Source organism: Streptomyces colwelliae (genome assembly GCF_048158785.1).
In the GTDB taxonomy this organism is placed as follows: Bacteria; Actinomycetota; Actinomycetes; order Streptomycetales; family Streptomycetaceae; genus Streptomyces.
Genome location: NZ_JBLTJC010000083.1, coordinates 1 through 15,968 on the forward strand (window position 1 = coordinate 1; position 15,968 = coordinate 15,968).

At 70.5% G+C, this 15,968-nt stretch carries 16 protein-coding genes and 1 pseudogene; 8 read left to right on the forward strand and 9 right to left on the reverse strand.

Annotated elements, in window-relative coordinates; translation table 11 throughout:
* A pseudogene (locus tag ACNFOC_RS19190) lies at positions 1 to 191 on the reverse strand (hypothetical protein); the annotation flags it as partial.
* 70 nt (positions 192 to 261) lie between these two features.
* On the opposite strand from ACNFOC_RS19190, the gene ACNFOC_RS19195 reads away from it, so the two are divergent.
* Positions 262 to 1,095, forward strand: a complete 834-nt coding sequence (locus tag ACNFOC_RS19195) for a hypothetical protein (protein WP_416960304.1) — start codon at positions 262 to 264, stop codon at positions 1,093 to 1,095.
* A gap of 184 nt (positions 1,096 to 1,279) precedes the next feature.
* On the opposite strand, the gene ACNFOC_RS19200 is transcribed toward ACNFOC_RS19195, so the two are convergent.
* The gene (locus ACNFOC_RS19200) at positions 1,280 to 1,504 is read right to left on the reverse strand and encodes a hypothetical protein (protein WP_416960305.1); all 225 of its coding nucleotides are present in this window, start codon (positions 1,502 to 1,504) and stop codon (positions 1,280 to 1,282) included.
* 215 nt (positions 1,505 to 1,719) lie between these two features.
* Between ACNFOC_RS19200 and argC the strand changes: the two genes are divergently transcribed.
* The 5 genes from argC to ACNFOC_RS19225 are packed head-to-tail and all read left to right on the forward strand — an operon-like array spanning position 1,720 to position 6,613.
* Positions 1,720 to 2,748, forward strand: a complete 1,029-nt coding sequence (argC, locus tag ACNFOC_RS19205) for an N-acetyl-gamma-glutamyl-phosphate reductase (RefSeq protein ID WP_416960306.1) — start codon at positions 1,720 to 1,722, stop codon at positions 2,746 to 2,748.
* Positions 2,745 to 3,914 (forward strand): bifunctional glutamate N-acetyltransferase/amino-acid acetyltransferase ArgJ, encoded by a 1,170-nt coding sequence (gene argJ / locus ACNFOC_RS19210; RefSeq protein ID WP_416960307.1) that lies wholly within the window; start codon positions 2,745 to 2,747, stop codon positions 3,912 to 3,914. Before argC ends, argJ begins: the two co-directional genes overlap by 4 nt.
* Positions 3,911 to 4,858: an acetylglutamate kinase gene (argB, locus tag ACNFOC_RS19215; protein ID WP_416960308.1), complete on the forward strand. Its 948-nt coding sequence runs from the start codon at positions 3,911 to 3,913 to the stop codon at positions 4,856 to 4,858. Before argJ ends, argB begins: the two co-directional genes overlap by 4 nt.
* On the forward strand, positions 4,855 to 6,054 hold the full coding sequence (locus ACNFOC_RS19220; protein WP_416960309.1) for an acetylornithine transaminase: 1,200 nt from the start codon (positions 4,855 to 4,857) through the stop codon (positions 6,052 to 6,054). Before argB ends, ACNFOC_RS19220 begins: the two co-directional genes overlap by 4 nt.
* 19 nt (positions 6,055 to 6,073) lie before the next feature.
* Complete coding sequence (locus tag ACNFOC_RS19225) at positions 6,074 to 6,613, forward strand: arginine repressor (protein WP_019059868.1); 540 nt, start codon at positions 6,074 to 6,076, stop codon at positions 6,611 to 6,613.
* Between the two features lie 70 nt (positions 6,614 to 6,683).
* Here ACNFOC_RS19225 and ACNFOC_RS19230 read toward each other — a convergent pair whose 3' ends face one another.
* The 5 genes from ACNFOC_RS19230 to ACNFOC_RS19250 form a co-directional block, all read right to left on the reverse strand.
* Positions 6,684 to 7,424, reverse strand: a complete 741-nt coding sequence (locus tag ACNFOC_RS19230; RefSeq protein WP_416960333.1) for an FAD:protein FMN transferase — start codon at positions 7,422 to 7,424, stop codon at positions 6,684 to 6,686.
* 55 nt (positions 7,425 to 7,479) lie between these two features.
* On the reverse strand, positions 7,480 to 8,265 hold the full coding sequence (locus tag ACNFOC_RS19235; protein WP_416960310.1) for an FMN-binding protein: 786 nt from the start codon (positions 8,263 to 8,265) through the stop codon (positions 7,480 to 7,482).
* A gap of 19 nt (positions 8,266 to 8,284) precedes the next feature.
* Entirely contained in the window at positions 8,285 to 9,667 is a 1,383-nt protein-coding gene (locus ACNFOC_RS19240) for a ferredoxin reductase family protein (RefSeq protein WP_416960311.1), read from the reverse strand.
* A gap of 75 nt (positions 9,668 to 9,742) precedes the next feature.
* Entirely contained in the window at positions 9,743 to 10,213 is a 471-nt protein-coding gene (locus tag ACNFOC_RS19245) for an FMN-binding protein (protein WP_416960312.1), read from the reverse strand.
* 7 nt (positions 10,214 to 10,220) lie between these two features.
* Positions 10,221 to 11,573, reverse strand: a complete 1,353-nt coding sequence (locus ACNFOC_RS19250) for a ferredoxin reductase family protein (RefSeq protein ID WP_416960313.1) — start codon at positions 11,571 to 11,573, stop codon at positions 10,221 to 10,223.
* 151 nt (positions 11,574 to 11,724) lie between these two features.
* On the opposite strand from ACNFOC_RS19250, the gene ACNFOC_RS19255 reads away from it, so the two are divergent.
* Entirely contained in the window at positions 11,725 to 12,462 is a 738-nt protein-coding gene (locus ACNFOC_RS19255) for a response regulator transcription factor (RefSeq protein ID WP_416960314.1), read from the forward strand.
* Complete coding sequence (locus ACNFOC_RS19260) at positions 12,462 to 13,976, forward strand: sensor histidine kinase (protein ID WP_416960315.1); 1,515 nt, start codon at positions 12,462 to 12,464, stop codon at positions 13,974 to 13,976. Before ACNFOC_RS19255 ends, ACNFOC_RS19260 begins: the two co-directional genes overlap by 1 nt.
* Positions 13,977 to 14,088: 112 nt before the next feature.
* On the opposite strand, the gene ACNFOC_RS19265 is transcribed toward ACNFOC_RS19260, so the two are convergent.
* The gene (locus ACNFOC_RS19265; RefSeq protein ID WP_416960316.1) at positions 14,089 to 14,799 is read right to left on the reverse strand and encodes a L,D-transpeptidase family protein; all 711 of its coding nucleotides are present in this window, start codon (positions 14,797 to 14,799) and stop codon (positions 14,089 to 14,091) included.
* Between the two features lie 132 nt (positions 14,800 to 14,931).
* On the reverse strand, positions 14,932 to 15,807 hold the full coding sequence (locus tag ACNFOC_RS19270) for a hypothetical protein (RefSeq protein WP_416960317.1): 876 nt from the start codon (positions 15,805 to 15,807) through the stop codon (positions 14,932 to 14,934).
* Positions 15,808 to 15,968 lie beyond the last annotated feature (161 nt).

The following is a 15,968-nucleotide window of genomic DNA, read 5'->3' on the forward strand; positions in this document are numbered from 1 at the left end:
GCGGAGGGGGTGGTGAAGGACGCGAGGTCGAAGTGGGCGTCGTTCCGGACCGGTTCGCGGGAGCCGGTGAGTGCCTCGGCCGTGTCCGCGAGCATCCCGTCGGACAGAGCGATCAGGCGTGCCGTGCCAGGGGTGTTCTCGTGCGGGTGGGCCGGTTGGGGCCGGTCGGTCTCTGCCACTGGCTCCGTCATGCCGATGAGGGTAGGGCGTCCGGGACTTGAGCGGTGATGCCGGTCCGCCCAGTCCCCTTATGGTCGTTCTGTGTTGATCAAATGTGACGAGCCGCGGAGGCTCGGCGTTCCGGATTCCGGGGCGCGGCCGCGCTTCGAGACGGAGCCGCAAGACAGCGAAGGCCGGACGGGCCGGAGGCTGCTCACGGTCGACGGGGAGCCCGCCTTCGAGCTCAGCCACTGGTGTGGCACCTGCCCGTTGCTGTTCCGCCGGCTGAAGACCGCGAAGCAGACGCTGTCGTTGGAGGGCGTGCGGGAGCGGCTCACCGGGTCGTTGGCCGAGCCTGGCGACTACGGTGTGATCGACGTGTTCGGCGCGTTGCTGCCGGAGGGCGAGTACCTTCCGGTGCTGCTGCGGGTGGAGCCCCGGCTGGTCGTCCCCGGTCAGGAGGGCGACTACTTCAGCGGCGAGCAGGTGGACACGTGGGGGCTCGACCAGTTCTGGGGCCTCCCGGAGTACCCGCACACGCCGTACTACCGGACCTTCGAGACAGTGGTCGACGCGTCCGCCCACCTCTACGAGTTCGTCGTGCCCATGGTTCCCCCGACGTGGAACACGCGGGAACGTGTCGAGGAGTACGCCGAGCTCATGGGCCGGGGCGTGGTCCCGACGGCCGTGGCGGTCTCGACGCTGGACGTGTGCGAGCCCGCGGGCGGCTTCGGGGACGACCGGTCCCAGCACTGGGGTCTGACGCACTTCGTCCTCGACGGCCACCACAAACTGGAGGCCGCGGCCACTGCCGGCCGCCCGGTGCGACTCCTCTCGCTTCTTGCCCTGGGCGAGGGACTGGCGAGCGCTGAGGACTGTGCTCGGCTGCCCGCCCTGCGCGACCAGCCCCGCTCGGCCCGTACGGCCGGTGCCTGACCCCGCACGGATCGAGAGCTGTTGACCGCGGCGCCCCGGCAGACCGCCAACGCGAGCACCAGGACCTCGACGCCCGCGGTGATGCCCGCAGCCCGGAACTTTTCCGAACCTGTCGAAGGGGTGCCCAGCAGGACGGGGATGTCGCCCCGGGGGTCCACGGTGACGGTGGTGGTCTGGCCGGCTTTCAGGCCGTCCCCGGACACCTTCCCGGACACCTTGCCCGGCAACGGTTGTCCCGACGGACCAGTAAGCCGCGCGACGTGGGACGGCGGATCGGCACCTGGTCGACCCAGTACACGTCGGTCACCGTCGTCCGCTCCTCCCGGCCGCGGGCGTGCAGTGCCCGCTGGTCCAGGCCCGAGTAGGTCAGGTGCAGCACGACCAGGGCACCGATGGGCACCGTGATCATCACGAGGACGGCCGCCCAGCCCTCGGGCTCGCACCAGGAGCCACGCGACCAGGCCCGCCAGACGGCCCCGCCTCAGTGTTCGCCCGGCCACAACACCCCCCACCGTCGACGGTCACCGATCACTGGAGGTCGCGATCCTGTGTGCATACCCACTCACTCGGATTGCATAAACGTGCAGCGAAACGTATAGTCATGCCGTCGAAGAGGAGGGTTCCATGGCGGTACGTGCGGCAGTGGCCGGAGCGAGTGGATACGCGGGCGGGGAACTGCTGCGTCTGCTCCTGGCGCACCCCGAGGTCGAGATCGGTGCCCTGACCGGCAACTCAAACGCCGGGCAGAAGCTCGGCGCGCTGCAACCGCACCTGCTACCGCTCGCCGGTCGAGTCCTCCAGGAAACTACCCCGGAAGTCCTCGCCGGACACGACGTCGTCTTCCTCGCGCTGCCGCACGGGCAGTCCGCCGCCGTCGCCGAGCGGCTCGGCCCGGACGTCCTCGTCGTCGACATGGGCGCCGACTTCCGGCTGAAGGACGCGGCCGACTGGGAGAAGTTCTACGGCTCCGCGCACGCCGGCACCTGGCCTTACGGGCTTCCCGAACTCCCGGGCGCCCGCGCCGCGTTGGAGGGCTCCAAGCGCATCGCGGTACCCGGCTGCTATCCGACGGCCGCCTCCCTCGCGCTCTTCCCGGCGTACGCCGCCGGGCTCGCCGAGAACGAGGCCGTGATCGTCGCCGCCTCGGGCACCTCCGGCGCCGGCAAGGCCCCCAAGGCACACCTGCTCGGCAGCGAGGTCATGGGCTCCATGTCGCCGTACGGCGTCGGCGGTGGCCATCGGCACACCCCCGAGATCATCCAGAACCTGGGCGAGGCCGCCGGTGAGAGCGTCACCGTGTCCTTCACGCCCACCCTCGCGCCGATGCCCCGCGGCATCCTCGCCACGTGCAGCGCCAAGGCCAGGCCCGGTGTCACGGGCGAGTCCGTGCGCGCCGCGTATGAGAAGGCCTTCGCCGACGAGCCCTTCGTGCATCTGCTCCCCGAGGGGCAGTGGCCCGCGACGGCGTCCGTCTACGGTTCCAACGCCGTTCAGGTGCAGGTCGCGTACGACGAGGCCGCGGGACGCATCATCGCGATCAGCGCCATCGACAATCTGACCAAGGGCACCGCGGGCGGTGCCGTACAGAGCATGAACCTCGCCCTCGGGCTCGACGAGTCCACCGGGCTGACCACGATCGGAGTCGCGCCGTGAGTGTGACGGCAGCACAGGGATTCACGGCCGCGGGCATCGCCGCCGGGATCAAGGAGAACGGCAACCCGGACCTGGCCCTCGTGGTCAACACCGGGCCCCGCCTCGCCGCCGCGGGCGTCTTCACCTCCAACCGCGTCAAAGCCGCGCCGGTGTTGTGGTCGGAACAGGTGCTGAAGGGCGGTCAGGTGTCCGCCGTCGTCCTCAACTCCGGTGGCGCCAACGCCTGTACGGGGCCGAAGGGCTTCCAGGACACGCACGCCACCGCCGAGAAGGTCGCGGACACGCTGGGCCTGAACGCCGCCGAGGTCGCCGTCGCCTCCACCGGGCTCATCGGGCTGCTGCTCCCGATGGACAAGCTGCTGCCGGGAGTCGAGGCCGCCGCCGGTCAACTCTCCGAGCACGGTGGCGAGAAGGCCGCCATCGCCATCAAGACCACCGACTCCGTCCACAAGACCGCCGTCGTGACGAAGGGCGGCAGGGACGGGAACGCCGGCTGGACCGTCGGCGGGATGGCCAAGGGCGCCGGCATGCTCGCGCCCGGTCTCGCCACCATGCTCGTCGTCCTCACCACCGACGCCGACGTCTCAAGTGACGTACTGGACAAGGCACTTCGGGCCGCCACCCGCACCACCTTCGACCGCGTCGACTCCGACGGCTGCATGTCCACCAACGACACCGTGCTGCTGCTCGCCTCCGGTGCCTCCCAAGTCACCCCGGGGTACGAGGAGTTCGCCGAGGCCGTCCGCGCCGTCTGCGACGACCTTGGGCAGCAGCTCATCCGGGATGCCGAAGGCGCCAGCAAGGACATCAAGGTCGAGGTCGTCAACGCCGCGAGCGAGGACGACGCCGTGGAAGTCGGCCGTTCCATCGCCCGCAACAACCTTCTCAAGTGCGCCATCCACGGCGAAGACCCCAACTGGGGACGGGTGTTGTCCGCGATCGGGACGACCAAGGCCGCCTTCGAACCCGACCAGCTCAACGTCGCCATCAATGGTGTGTGGGTCTGCAAGAACGGGGGCGTCGGCGAGGACCGCGACAAGGTCGACATGCGCTACCGCGAGGTGCACATCGTCGCCGACCTGGCCGCCGGCACCGAGACCGCGACGATCTGGACCAACGACCTCACCGCCGACTACGTCCACGAGAACAGCGCGTACTCGTCATGAGCACTACCCGCAAGCACACCGCGCTGCCCAAGGCGCAGATCCTCATCGAGGCGCTGCCCTGGCTGACCCGGCACAACGGCAAGACCGTCGTCATCAAGTTCGGCGGCAACGCCATGATCGACGAGGACCTGAAGGCCGCGTTCGCCCAGGACGTCGTGTTCCTGCACCACGCGGGCCTCAAGCCCGTCGTCGTGCACGGCGGCGGCCCGCAGATCAGCGCCGCCCTCGACCGGCACGGCATCGTCAGCGAGTTCAAGGCCGGCCTGCGCGTCACCACCGAGGACGCCATGGACGTCGTACGGATGGTGCTCGCGGGGCAGGTGCAGCGCGAGTTGGTCGGGCTGCTCAACCAACACGGGCCGCTCGCCGTCGGGTTGACCGGCGAGGACGCGCACACCATCACCGCCACCAAGCATCTGCCCGAGATCGACGGGGAGTTGGTCGACATCGGGCGGGTGGGCGAGATCACCGCGATCGACACGGGCGCGATCGAGGCACTGCTCGCGGACGGCCGTATCCCGGTCGTCTCGTCGATCGCCAGGAGCGAGGACGACGGACATGTCTACAACGTCAATGCTGATACGGCGGCTGCGGCACTCGCTGCTGCGCTGGGGGCCGAAACCCTCATGGTCCTCACGGACGTCGAGGGTCTCTACGAGGACTGGCCCAACAGCGACGAGGTGATCAGCCGCCTCACCGCCACCCAACTGGAGAAACTGCTCCCGGAGTTGAGCTCCGGGATGGTGCCGAAGATGGAGGGCTGTCTGCACGCCGTGCGCAACGGCGTGACCACCGCCCGCGTCATCGACGGCCGGGTCCAGCACTCGATCCTGCTGGAGATCTTCACCGACGAGGGCATCGGCACGATGGTCGTGCCGGACGAGCTGCCCGACCAGAAATCCGCCAAGAAGAAGTCCGGCAAGAAGCAGGGGGATGCCGTATGAGCGCGAATGAGGAGCTGACCCAGCGCTGGCAGGGGTCGCTCATGAACAACTACGGCACCCCGAAGCTCCCCCTCGTCCGCGGCGCCGGCGCCAGACTCTGGGACGCCGACGGCAACGAGTACATCGACTTCGTCGGCGGGATCGCGGTCAACGCCCTCGGCCACGCCCACCCGGCGATCGTCGAGGCCGTCAGCAAGCAGATCGCCGAACTCGGCCATGTCTCCAACCTGTTCATCGCCGAACCGCCCGTCGCCCTCGCCGAACGGCTCCTTGAGCGCTTCGGCCGGGACGGCAAGGTGTTCTTCTGCAACTCCGGCGCCGAGGCCAACGAAGGCGCCTTCAAGATCGGCCGGTTGACGGGCCGTCAGCACATGGTCGCCACCGAAGGCGCCTTCCACGGCCGGACGATGGGCTCCCTCGCGCTCACCGGCCAGCCCGGCAAGCAGGCGCCTTTCCTGCCGCTGCCCGGCGATGTCACGCACGTGCCCTTCGGCGACGCGCAGGCCCTCGCCGCCGCCGTCACCGAGGACACCGCGCTCGTCATCATCGAGCCGATCCAGGGCGAGAACGGCGTGGTCGTACCCCCCGCCGGCTACCTCAAGGCGGCCCGCGCGATCACTGCGGCCCACGGGGCGCTGCTCGTGCTCGACGAGGTGCAGACCGGGGTCGGCCGTACCGGGCACTGGTTCGAGTACCAGGCCCACGAAGGCGTCCTGCCCGATGTCGTGACCCTCGCGAAGGGGCTCGGTGGCGGGCTGCCGCTCGGCGCCACCGTCGCCTTCGGACGCGCGGCCGAGCTGCTCCAACCGGGCCAGCACGGCACGACGTTCGGCGGCAACCCGGTCGCCTGCGCCGCCGGACTCGCCGTACTCGACACCATCGAGGCCGAGGGCCTGCTGGAGAACGTCAAGCGGCAGAGCGAGAAGCTGCGCAACGGAATCGAGGGTGCCGACGGCAGTTCACGTCACCCGTTGATCGATTATGTCCGGGGTGCGGGCCTCCTCCTGGGTATCGTGCTCACCGAGCCGCTCGCGCCTCAGGTGCAACAGGCGGCTCAGGACGCCGGTTTCCTGGTCAACGCGCCCGCACCCGATGTCGTACGGCTGATGCCACCGCTGAACCTCGGCGACGACGAGGCGGACGCGTTCCTCCGGGCGCTGCCCGGTGTCCTGGACGTGGCCAAGGGGGACGGATGATCCGGAGAATGAGTCGACGATGAGTCAGGCGCAGGAGCACGAGCACACCGCGGGGCCTGCCGTGCCGCAGACCCGCACCGCCCGCCACCGCCGGATCGTGGACATCCTCAACCGGCAACCGGTGCGTTCCCAGAGCCAGTTGGCGAAGCTGCTGTCCGACGACGGGCTGAGCGTCACCCAGGCGACGCTCTCCCGGGACCTGGACGAGCTGAACGCGGTGAAGATCCGCAACAACGACGGCGACCTCATCTACGCGGTACCGAGCGAGGGAGGCTTCCGCACCCCGCGCGTGCCGCTGGGGGAGTCGGCGAAGGAGGAGCGGATGCGGCGGCTCTCCTCCGAGCTGCTGATCTCCGCGGAGGCCTCCGCCAACCTCGTGGTCCTGCGCACCCCGCCGGGCGCCGCCCAGTTCCTCGCCTCGGCGATCGACCAGGCCGAACTCCAGGACATCCTCGGCACCATCGCCGGCGACGACACGCTCCTGCTGATCAGCCGGGACCCGCTCGGCGGCCAGGCCCTCGCGGACCATCTGCTGCGGCTGGCGCAGAACGACCACTGACGCGGCCGTACGGGCAACGAGTCGGGGGTGCACCGGAGTTCTCCGGTGCACCCCCGACTCGCATGGGGCTTCAGCCGAGTCTGGCCGCCAGGCCGCCCGTGCAGCGCACCTCGTCGCCCGCCGTGATGAGCAGCGCCTCCACGTCCGGCAGCGACTCCAGCCAGGCCAGACCCTCCCGTGAACCCATCGCGAACGCGGCCGTGGCCCAGCAGTCGGCCCAGGTCAGACGCGGCGCCACGACGGTGACGGCGACCAGGTCGGTCACCGCGGACTTGCCGGTGGACGGGTCCACGATGTGCGCCCCGCGCTCCGCCGTACCGGAGGTGGCCACGGCCAGTTCGTCGGTGCCCGCGGCGGAGATCACCGCCGCGAGACCGCCCGGGCGGAGCGGATCGGAGACGCCGACCCGCCAGGGCCGGTGCGGGCCCGGCGTGCCGAACATCTGGACGTCACCGCCGCCGTTCACACTGACCCCGCTCACCCCGGCCGCCGCCGTGATCAGCTCGGCCGCGCGCTCGGCGGCCCAGCCCTTCACGATGCCGGTCGGGTCGAGCCGTCCCTCGTACGTCGTGCTGAACCAGCCGGCGCTCACCCGCTCCGCCTCCGCGCCCAGCTCCAGCACCTCGGCGACCTCGGCGTCGCACTCGGCGACGGTCAGCTCGCCGCGGGCCAGCCGGGAGACCTGACTGTCGTCGCGGTAGGTGCTGAACACCTCGTTGACGCGGTGCAGTTGGGCGATCGCCCGCTCCAGCGCGGACTGCACGGCCTCGGGCTCCCCGCCGCGGATGTCGAAGGAGAACACCGTCCCCATGACCTCCTCGGCGTGCCGCAATGCGGCGGGAGCCTCAGCGGGATCGGTCACCGTGTCAGACACCGGCCTTGTCCAGCGCCGACTGAAGGGACTTCTTGTAACCGCCGCTCGTGTACGACGCACCCGACACGGAGTCGATGCTCGCGCTCCCGGCCGCCACGGCCTCCTGGTTGAGCTTGGGGATCGCCAGCGCCGTCTTCTGGTCGCTGGTCCCGCCGCTCGGGGCCTGCACGGCCTCGGCCTTGGTGATCTTGCCGCCCGCGACGGTGATCCGGACCTGGACGGGCCCGTACTCCGTCGACACGACATCACCGGTGACGGTCTTGGCCTGCGCGGCGGGCGCCGCGGCGGCCGAACTCTGGGACGGGGCGGCCGTGTTGGCGCCGGCGGCCTTCATCTTGTCGATGGCCGACTGCAACGACTGCTTGTAGCCGCCGCTGGTGTAGGTCGCCCCGGACACGGACGTGATGTCCGCGCTCTGGGTGGCGACGACCTCCTGGTTGAGCTTGGGGACGGACAGCGCGGTCTTCTGGTCGCTGGTCCCGCCCTTGGGCGCTTGGACGGCCTCGGCCTTGGTGATCTTCCCGTTGGCCACGGTCAGCCGCACCTGCACGACCCCGTACTGGGTCTGGGCGACGGCGCCGGTGACCGTCGAGGTCCCGGCCGCCGCGGCACCGCCCTGGGGCGACTCCTGTGCGGCGGCGGTCTCCTGGGCCGCCGCACCCTGCGCGGACGCCGAGGAGGAGTCGGTCGCCGGCTTCAGGGAGAGCAGCAGAACGATCCCGGACACGGTGGCGGCGCTCGCGAGCAGAACACGCCGGATGGGGTGGCTCTTCTTCATTGCTCCTGACTCCCGTCGCTCACATCTCGAACGACTCGTGATGGATACGGCGGGCGGGGACCCCCGCGCCGCGCAGTGCTTCGTAGACCGACTGCGCGAAGCCGGGCGGCCCGCACATGAAGACGTCGTGGTGGTCGATGTCCGGCAGCTTCCGGCGCAGGGAGTCCGCCGAGATGTCGGGGCGTTCCCCGCCGGGACTGTTGACCGCGTACATCAGCCGGGCGCCGCGCTCGTCGGCGATCTTCGCCAACTCGTCCCACAGCGCCAGGTCCTGCGTGCTGTTGGCCCGGTAGAGAAGGGTGATGTCACCGGCCGCGCCGGGCAGCGTCTCGAACAGCGCCCGCATCGGCGTGATGCCGACCCCGCCGGCCACCAGCAGCACCTTGCCGCGGCTGCGCCGGGAGGCGGTCATGGCGCCGTACGGGCCCTCGGCCCACACCCTGGTGCCGGGCCGCAGTTCGCGCAGCCGGGCGCTGTGGTCGCCGATCGCCTTGACCGTGATCCGCAGCATGTCCGGGCGGGGCGCCGCCGACAGCGAGTACGGGTGCGAGCTGTACCGCATGCCCGGCGCCAGGAACCGCCAGCGGAAGAACTGGCCCGCCTCCGCGCCCATCCGGTGCAGCTTGCGCCCGCTGATCAGCACCGACACGATGCCGGGCGTCTCCTCGATGACCGCCTCGACCCGCATCCGGTGCCGCATGTTGAGGCGGATCGGGGTGAGGATCCGGTACCAGACCACCAGCGCGGTGACCGTGCCGTAGAGCCCGTACCAGACGGTCTTGGCGATCGGCGTCAGCGCGAAGTCGTTGCCGGTGGTGATCTGGTGCCAGAAGGTGAAGAACACCGCCGCGTACGTCAGCAGATGCACGTGGTACCACATGTCGTACGGCAGCCTGCGGCGGACGGCGCCGATCGACGAGAGGCCGATGAGGAGGAACAGACCCGTGCCGATCGCGGCCTTGCCCATGTCGGGCAGCTGGTTCACGGAGTCGATGGTCTGCTGGACGATGTCGCTCAGCGTCTTGCCCGCCTGGAGGGCGTAGCCCCACATGATGAGGAAGACGTGCGCGAAGACCAGACAGAGCGTGTAGCGGCCGCTCATCGCGTGCCAGCGGGCGACCCGGTCGGAGCCGACCCGGCGTTCCAGGGCGGGCACCCGGGCCATCTGGAGCACGACGAGTGCCATCAGATATCCCGCCAACAGGCCAGTGATACGGCCCGCGTTGAGGATCTTGCCGTTCTGGTCGGCGACGGACGGCGTGTTGTGCCACCACAGCCACAGCACCCCGACCGCGCCCGCCCAGACGGCGAGCAGCAGCAGGGTCGCTGGGGAGCGGCGCGGGCGGATGCGGCGCATCGTCTGGCGGCGGGCGGCACGTCCGCCTGCGAGCGTGGTGGTCACGGTTCCTCCGTGGACGGGGCAAGGGGGGTGGGCTGGTCCCTTGGCCCTGAAGTACGTGCCGTTGCGCCTGTGCGTTCAGAGTCCCGCCGAGTCCAGTGCGGACTGGAGTGACTGGCGGTAACCGTCACTTGTGTAGGTGGCGCCCGACACCGTGTCGATGCTCGCGCTCTGCGCGGCGAGCACCTCGCGCCGCAACTCCGGCAGGGCATAGGAGTTGATCTCCTGATCGCGCGGATTGTCCGACGGCGACTGGACCGCGGTGACATCGGTGATCTTGCCGTTCTTCACGGTGATCTTCACCTGTACGGGACCCCAACGGGTCTGCGCGGTCTCGCCGGTGACGGTCTTGGTGCCGGTCGCGGTCGAACCGCTCGAACCCGTACCGGAGTTGGCGCCGGAGGAGCTGGAGGCGGCAGGCGCGGGCGCCACCGCGATCGCGGGCGCCGTGTGCGGCTTCAGCGCCAGCAGCATCACCAGACCGGACGCGGTGACCGCGCTCGCCAGCACGATCCGCCGCAGCGGCCGGCTCTTCTTCAACGGGTGCACGACAGCCTCACAGTTCGAACGACTCGTGGTGGATACGGCGGTCCGGCACACCGGCGGCGCGCAGTGCCCCGTACAGCTCCTGGGCGAACGCGTGCGGACCGCAGATGTACACGTCGTGCCCGGAGAGATCGGGCACGGCCTCGCGCAGGGACGCCGGGCCGAGTGAAGGCCGTTGCCCCTGCGGCCCGTTGAGCGCGTACAGCACCTTCGCCCCGCGCCACTGCGCGATCGCCTCCAACTCGGCGCCCAGCGCCAAGTCTTGAGCCGTACGCGCCCGGTACAGCAGCGTGACGTCACCGGGCAGCGTCTCGAACAGCGCCCGCAGCGGGGTGATGCCGACCCCGGCCGCGATCAGCAACGACCGCTGTGCGGTGCGCCGTTCGGCGGTCAGCGAGCCGTACGGCCCCTCCGCCCACACCCGGGCGCCCGGCCGCAGCAACGGCACGGCCGCGCTGTGGTCGCCGAGCGCCTTGACCGTGATCCGCAGCAGGTCCCGGCGGGGCGGCGCGGACAGCGAGTACGGCGTCGACGTCCAGCCCATGCCCTCGCCGAAGAACCGCCAGCGGAAGAACTGCCCGGCCTCCGCGCCGAGTTCGTCGACATGCCGGCCGCGTACGACGACGGAGTACACACCCGGCGCCTCCTTGTGCACGGACTCGACCCGCAGCCGGTGCCGCAGGTTGAGCCGCACCGGGGCGAGGATCCGGTACCAGAGGACGAGGGCCGCGACACTGAGGTACAGCGCGTACCAGGCGTCCGTCGCCGCCGCGTTGCCGTTGAATTCGTTGCCCAGGGACAGCTGGTGGAAGAAGGCGAGGAACACGGCGACGTACGTGAGGAGATGGACGTAGTACCAGAACTCGTAGCTCAGCCTGAGGCGCGCGGCGCGGGCCGAGGTGATGCCGACCGCGAACAGGATGACCGCGCCGAACGTGGCCTTCAGCATGTCCGGGTAGTCCAGGACCACCGTGACCGTCTCGTGGACGACCGAGGCGCGGTCCTGGGCGGCGTAACCGAGCAGGATGAACACGACGTGCACGACGAGCAGGCAGATCGTGTAGCGGCCGGCCATCGCGTGCCAGCGCGCCACCCGGTCCGAGCCGACCCGCCGCTCCAGCAGCGGCACCCGCGCCATCAGACCCACGAGCACCGCGCAGGCGTACCCGCACAGCAGCCCGGCGATCCGCCCGACCCCGGTCAGCCAGCCCGCCGCCCCGACCACCGAGCCGGTTTCCGCCCACCAGAGGGCGACCGCGGCCGCCGCACCGGCCCACAGCAGCCCGAGCACCGCGCCCGCCGGTGAACGCCGGGGGGCCGGCGCCACAGGCGGTGCCGTCCGCCGTTCATACACGGTGGTCATGTGCGTGTCCTTTCACCCGTCATGCACGCAACTGTGCGGTCCGAACTTCTGAGGGATCTCTGAGCGGACGCCTTTCTCAGCTTTCTCAGAGGAAACTCAGAGCCGCTCACGGCGGCCGGCGGCGCCGCCAGGGGAGATGCTGGTAAGTGCCATGAACACGACCCGCTCCGGCCGACCGGCCCTCACCCGCCCCGACGGCACTCCCGTGCGCGTCCTCGTCGTCGACGACGACCCCGACCTCGCCGAGGTGCTGTCCGGCGCCCTGCGCTACGAGGGCTGGCAGGTGTGCACGGCGGGCGACGGCGCCGCCGCGCTCGCCGGCGCGCGTGAGCTGCGGCCCGACGCCGTCGTCCTCGACGTGATGCTCCCGGACACCGACGGCTTCGCCGTGCTGCGCTCCCTGCACGAGGTCAAGCCCGACGTCTGCGTGCTCTTCCTCACCGCCCGGGACACCGTCGAGGACCGCATCGCCGGCATCACCGCGGGCGGCGACGACTACGTCACCAAGCCCTTCAGCCTGGAGGAGGTCGTCGCCCGGCTGCGCGGACTGCTGCGCCGCGCGGGCATGGCCCGCCAGCAGGAGGAGGGCCCCCGGATGACCGTCGGGGACCTGGTCATGGACGAGGAGGCCCGTGAGGTCACCCGCGCGGGCGACCTCGTCGAGCTGTCGCCGACCGAGTTCGAACTGCTCCGCTTCCTCATGCGCAACCCGCGCCGCGTCCTCAGCAAGGCCCAGATCCTCGACCGCGTCTGGTCCTACGACTTCGGCGGCCAGGCCCATGTCGTCGAGCTGTACATCTCGTACCTGCGCAAGAAGGTGGACGCCGGCCGCGCGCCCATGATCCACACCGTGCGCGGGGCCGGGTACGTGCTCAAGCCGGTGACCTGATGCGCAGGCGACTGGGCAGGGGATTGCGGGGACTACGGGGACTACGGGGACTGCTCTGGCCGCACACCCTGCGGGCGCGACTGACGGCGGGCCTGGTGGTGCTGCTCGCGGTCAGCTGCGCCGCCGTCGGGGTGGCCGCGGTGATCGAGCTGGACGGCTTCCTCACCGGGCGCCTCGACCAGCAGCTGACCGAGGTCGGGACCCAGTTCCCGGCCAGCCTGGAGCACAAGGGCCAGACGCTGACCGACCACGACGCCGACGACCGGGAACGCGGCGACACCCGCAGGCAGGCCCCGGGCACGTTCGGCGCCCGCCTGGTCGACGGCACCGTCACCAACGCGGCGGTCGTACCCGCCGACAAGGACGACACCACGACCGACCTGAAGGTCACCCTGACCGCGCGGGACCGCAGGGAACTCGCCGCGGTGCCGGTCGGCGGCAAGGCCCGCAGCATCCACCTCTCGTCTCTCGGCGGGTACCGCGTCCTCGCCTCCGCGGGCCGGGACGGCGACGTGATGATCACCGGACTCCCGCTGGAGTCCGTGGAGGCCGCGGTCCACCGCCTGGAGGCGGTCGCCGCGATCGTCTTCGGCGCCGCCCTCCTGGCCGCCGGGTTCGCGGGCGCGCTCTGGGTGCGCTGGTCCCTACGGCCGCTCAGCCGGGTCGCCGCCACGGCCACCCGGGTCAGCGAACTCCCGCTGGCCAGCGGCGAGGTGACCCTGCCGCCCCGGGCACCGGAGTCCGATCCGCGCAGCGAGGTGGGCAAGGTCGCCGGTGCCTTCAACCGCATGCTCGGCCATGTCGAGGACGCGCTCACCCACCGGCACGCCAGCGAGGAACGGCTGCGCAGCTTCGCGGCCGACGCCAGTCACGAACTGCGCACACCGGTCGCGTCGATCCGGGGCCATGCCGAACTCGCCCTGCTGCACCCGGACCCCGTCCCGCCCAAGGTGACCCGGGCACTGGAGCGCATCTCGGCCGAGTCGGCCCGCATGGGCGTGATGGTCGACGAGATGCTCCTCCTCGCCCGCCTGGACGCGGGCCGCCCCCTGGAACGCCGCCCGGTCGACCTCACCCACCTGGTCCTCGACGCCATCACCGACGCCCGCGCCGCCGGCCCCGACCACCGCTGGACCCTGGAACTCCCCGAGGAACCGGTCACGGTCACGGGCGACGCCCACCGCCTCCAACAGGTGTTGGCCAACTTGTTGGCCAACGCACGTTTGCACACGCCTGTTGGCACGAAGGTGACGGTGGCGGTGGAGACGGAGCCGGACGGCGGGGCGACCCGCCTGGTGGTCCACGACGACGGCCCCGGAGTCCCGACCGAGATCCAACCGGGAGTCTTCGAACGCTTCACCCGCGCGGACCGCCGACGAACGGAGGGCGGGGGAGGCGGAGCGGGCCTCGGCCTGTCGATCGTGGCGGCGGTGGCGGAGGCGCATGGAGGAAGCGTGGCGTTGGAGAGCCGCCCAGGCTCGACAACGTTCACGGTCAAACTCCCGGCGAGCTGAACCCCCTAGGGGCGCGGGGCTGTGTCGATTTGCGGCTCCGCCGCGGGGCGCGACCAGCCACATACGGCGCGCACTCGCCATACGACCGGTATTTGAACGGCGCTCTCGCAATTCAGTACCGAGTGATCGCCGTAACCCCGCTCACCGTCCCGATCGCAATATGCGGCGAACGCCCAGGATCAACCCACGCGAGAATCCTCCGCATCGCATCCCCCGGCACAGACACACAACCGGCGGTAGCCCCACGCCCGTTGACATGCAAAAAGATCCCGGCCCCACGCCCCTTCACGGGCTTGGCGTAGTTGAACCCGATGACGAACCCGTACGCATACTGCGTCGGATACGAGATCAACCGCTCGGACTCGGACGCCCGACAATCCCTCGCCAGGGGCTCACTCCACCGGTTGTAGACCCGAGACCGAGTGTCCTCGCACCACCACGAACTCCCGCTCACCCGCCGGTACTTGGCCTTGGTCCCACCCGGAGCGGCCTTGATCCCGAAGGCGTACGGCAGGTCGTACAACCCCGTGGGAGTCGTGTACGACCCCTGCTTACGCGCCCCACCCTCGACCAGCCCCTTCGCCCCGAACCGAGCGGCCGCAGAGCCGACCTTCACCCACGCCCCGGCCCCACTCCGCCGCTCCCACCAACTGAGCGTCCCCGACGTCGAGTTCGCGCGCGGCGCCTCCGCCAGGATCAGCTGGCTGCCACCTCCGGTATCCGTGAGCGACGAGGGTGACGGAGGCTCCACCGCACGCGCGGGCACCGCACCGAGCAGTAGAAGGACGGACGCGGACGCAAGGGCGAGGACACCGGGACGCATGGCTCAGACGGTAGAACGCGGACGAGGTGACGGCAGCTCAGTTGGGCCGAACAGGGAAGGTGCGGCCGGTCCAGGCGTCACCGTGGCCGCCCCGGCCGGCGTTCATCGGGGCGGCCACGGCTGCCTGTCACGTCACTTGGTGAGCGTGCAGGCGGCCAGGGAGTCGAGGCCTGAGGGCTTGGTGCCCTGGCGCCCGATGGAGATGGCGATCCGGTCGATCGTGGAGACGCGCTTGTCCTCCAGTGGGCCGAGGATCGCGTTCTGGACGAAGTTGGCGCCACCCTGTCCGACGGTGTCGACGAGTCGCTTGTTGGCCTCGGCGATCTGCGTGTCGAGGAGGGCGAGGTTCCGGTCGACCTCGGCCTGCGCGGACGCGGGAACGGCGGGCAGCTGCGACTTCACGTCGGGGCACGAGATGGTCCCGACCGCCGTGGAGGTGTCCGTCTCCCCGGCCGCGTCGGTCGCGGACGCCGTGGCGCTCGGAGTCGCGGTGTCGGTCGAACCGGTCTCCGTACCGGTGTCGGTTCCGCCCGCCTCGGTTCCGCCGGCTTCGGTCCCACCGGTGCTCAGGGTGCAGGTGGCCAGGGAGTCGAGACCGGTCGGCTTGGTGCCCTGGCGCCCGATGGAGATGGCGATCCGGTCGATCGTAGAGACGCGCTTGTCCTTCAAGGGGCCGAGGATCGCGTTCTGGACGAAGTTGGCCCCGCCTTGCCCGACGGTGTCGACGAGTCGCTTGTTGGCCTCGGCGATCTGCGTGTCGAGGAGGGCGAGGTTCCGGTCGACCTCGGCCTGCGCGGAAGCCGGAATGGCGGGCAGCTGCGACTTCACGTCGGGGCAGCTGATCGTCCCCGTGTCGGCCAACGTCCGGGCACTCTGCGCGGAGCTGCTCTTGTCCGGCGTCCCGGCAAGAGCGGAACCGGCGATGACCGCGCCGGACAGCACCACGGCGGCGGCACTACCGATGAACACGACGCGACGCTTGTTGTACTTGGGGAGAGCCCTGGACATGCGAATGCCTCACTCGGGTCAGGGGTGAACTGGGGGTGACTCAGGGGTGACTCGTGGGGGGAAACGCGGCGCCTGCGTTCGGCGAGAGGTACGGGAAAGCGGTTGCTGATGTTCAAGGTTCCTTCAAATTGACGAATCATGCATAGCTCTGCATAATCATG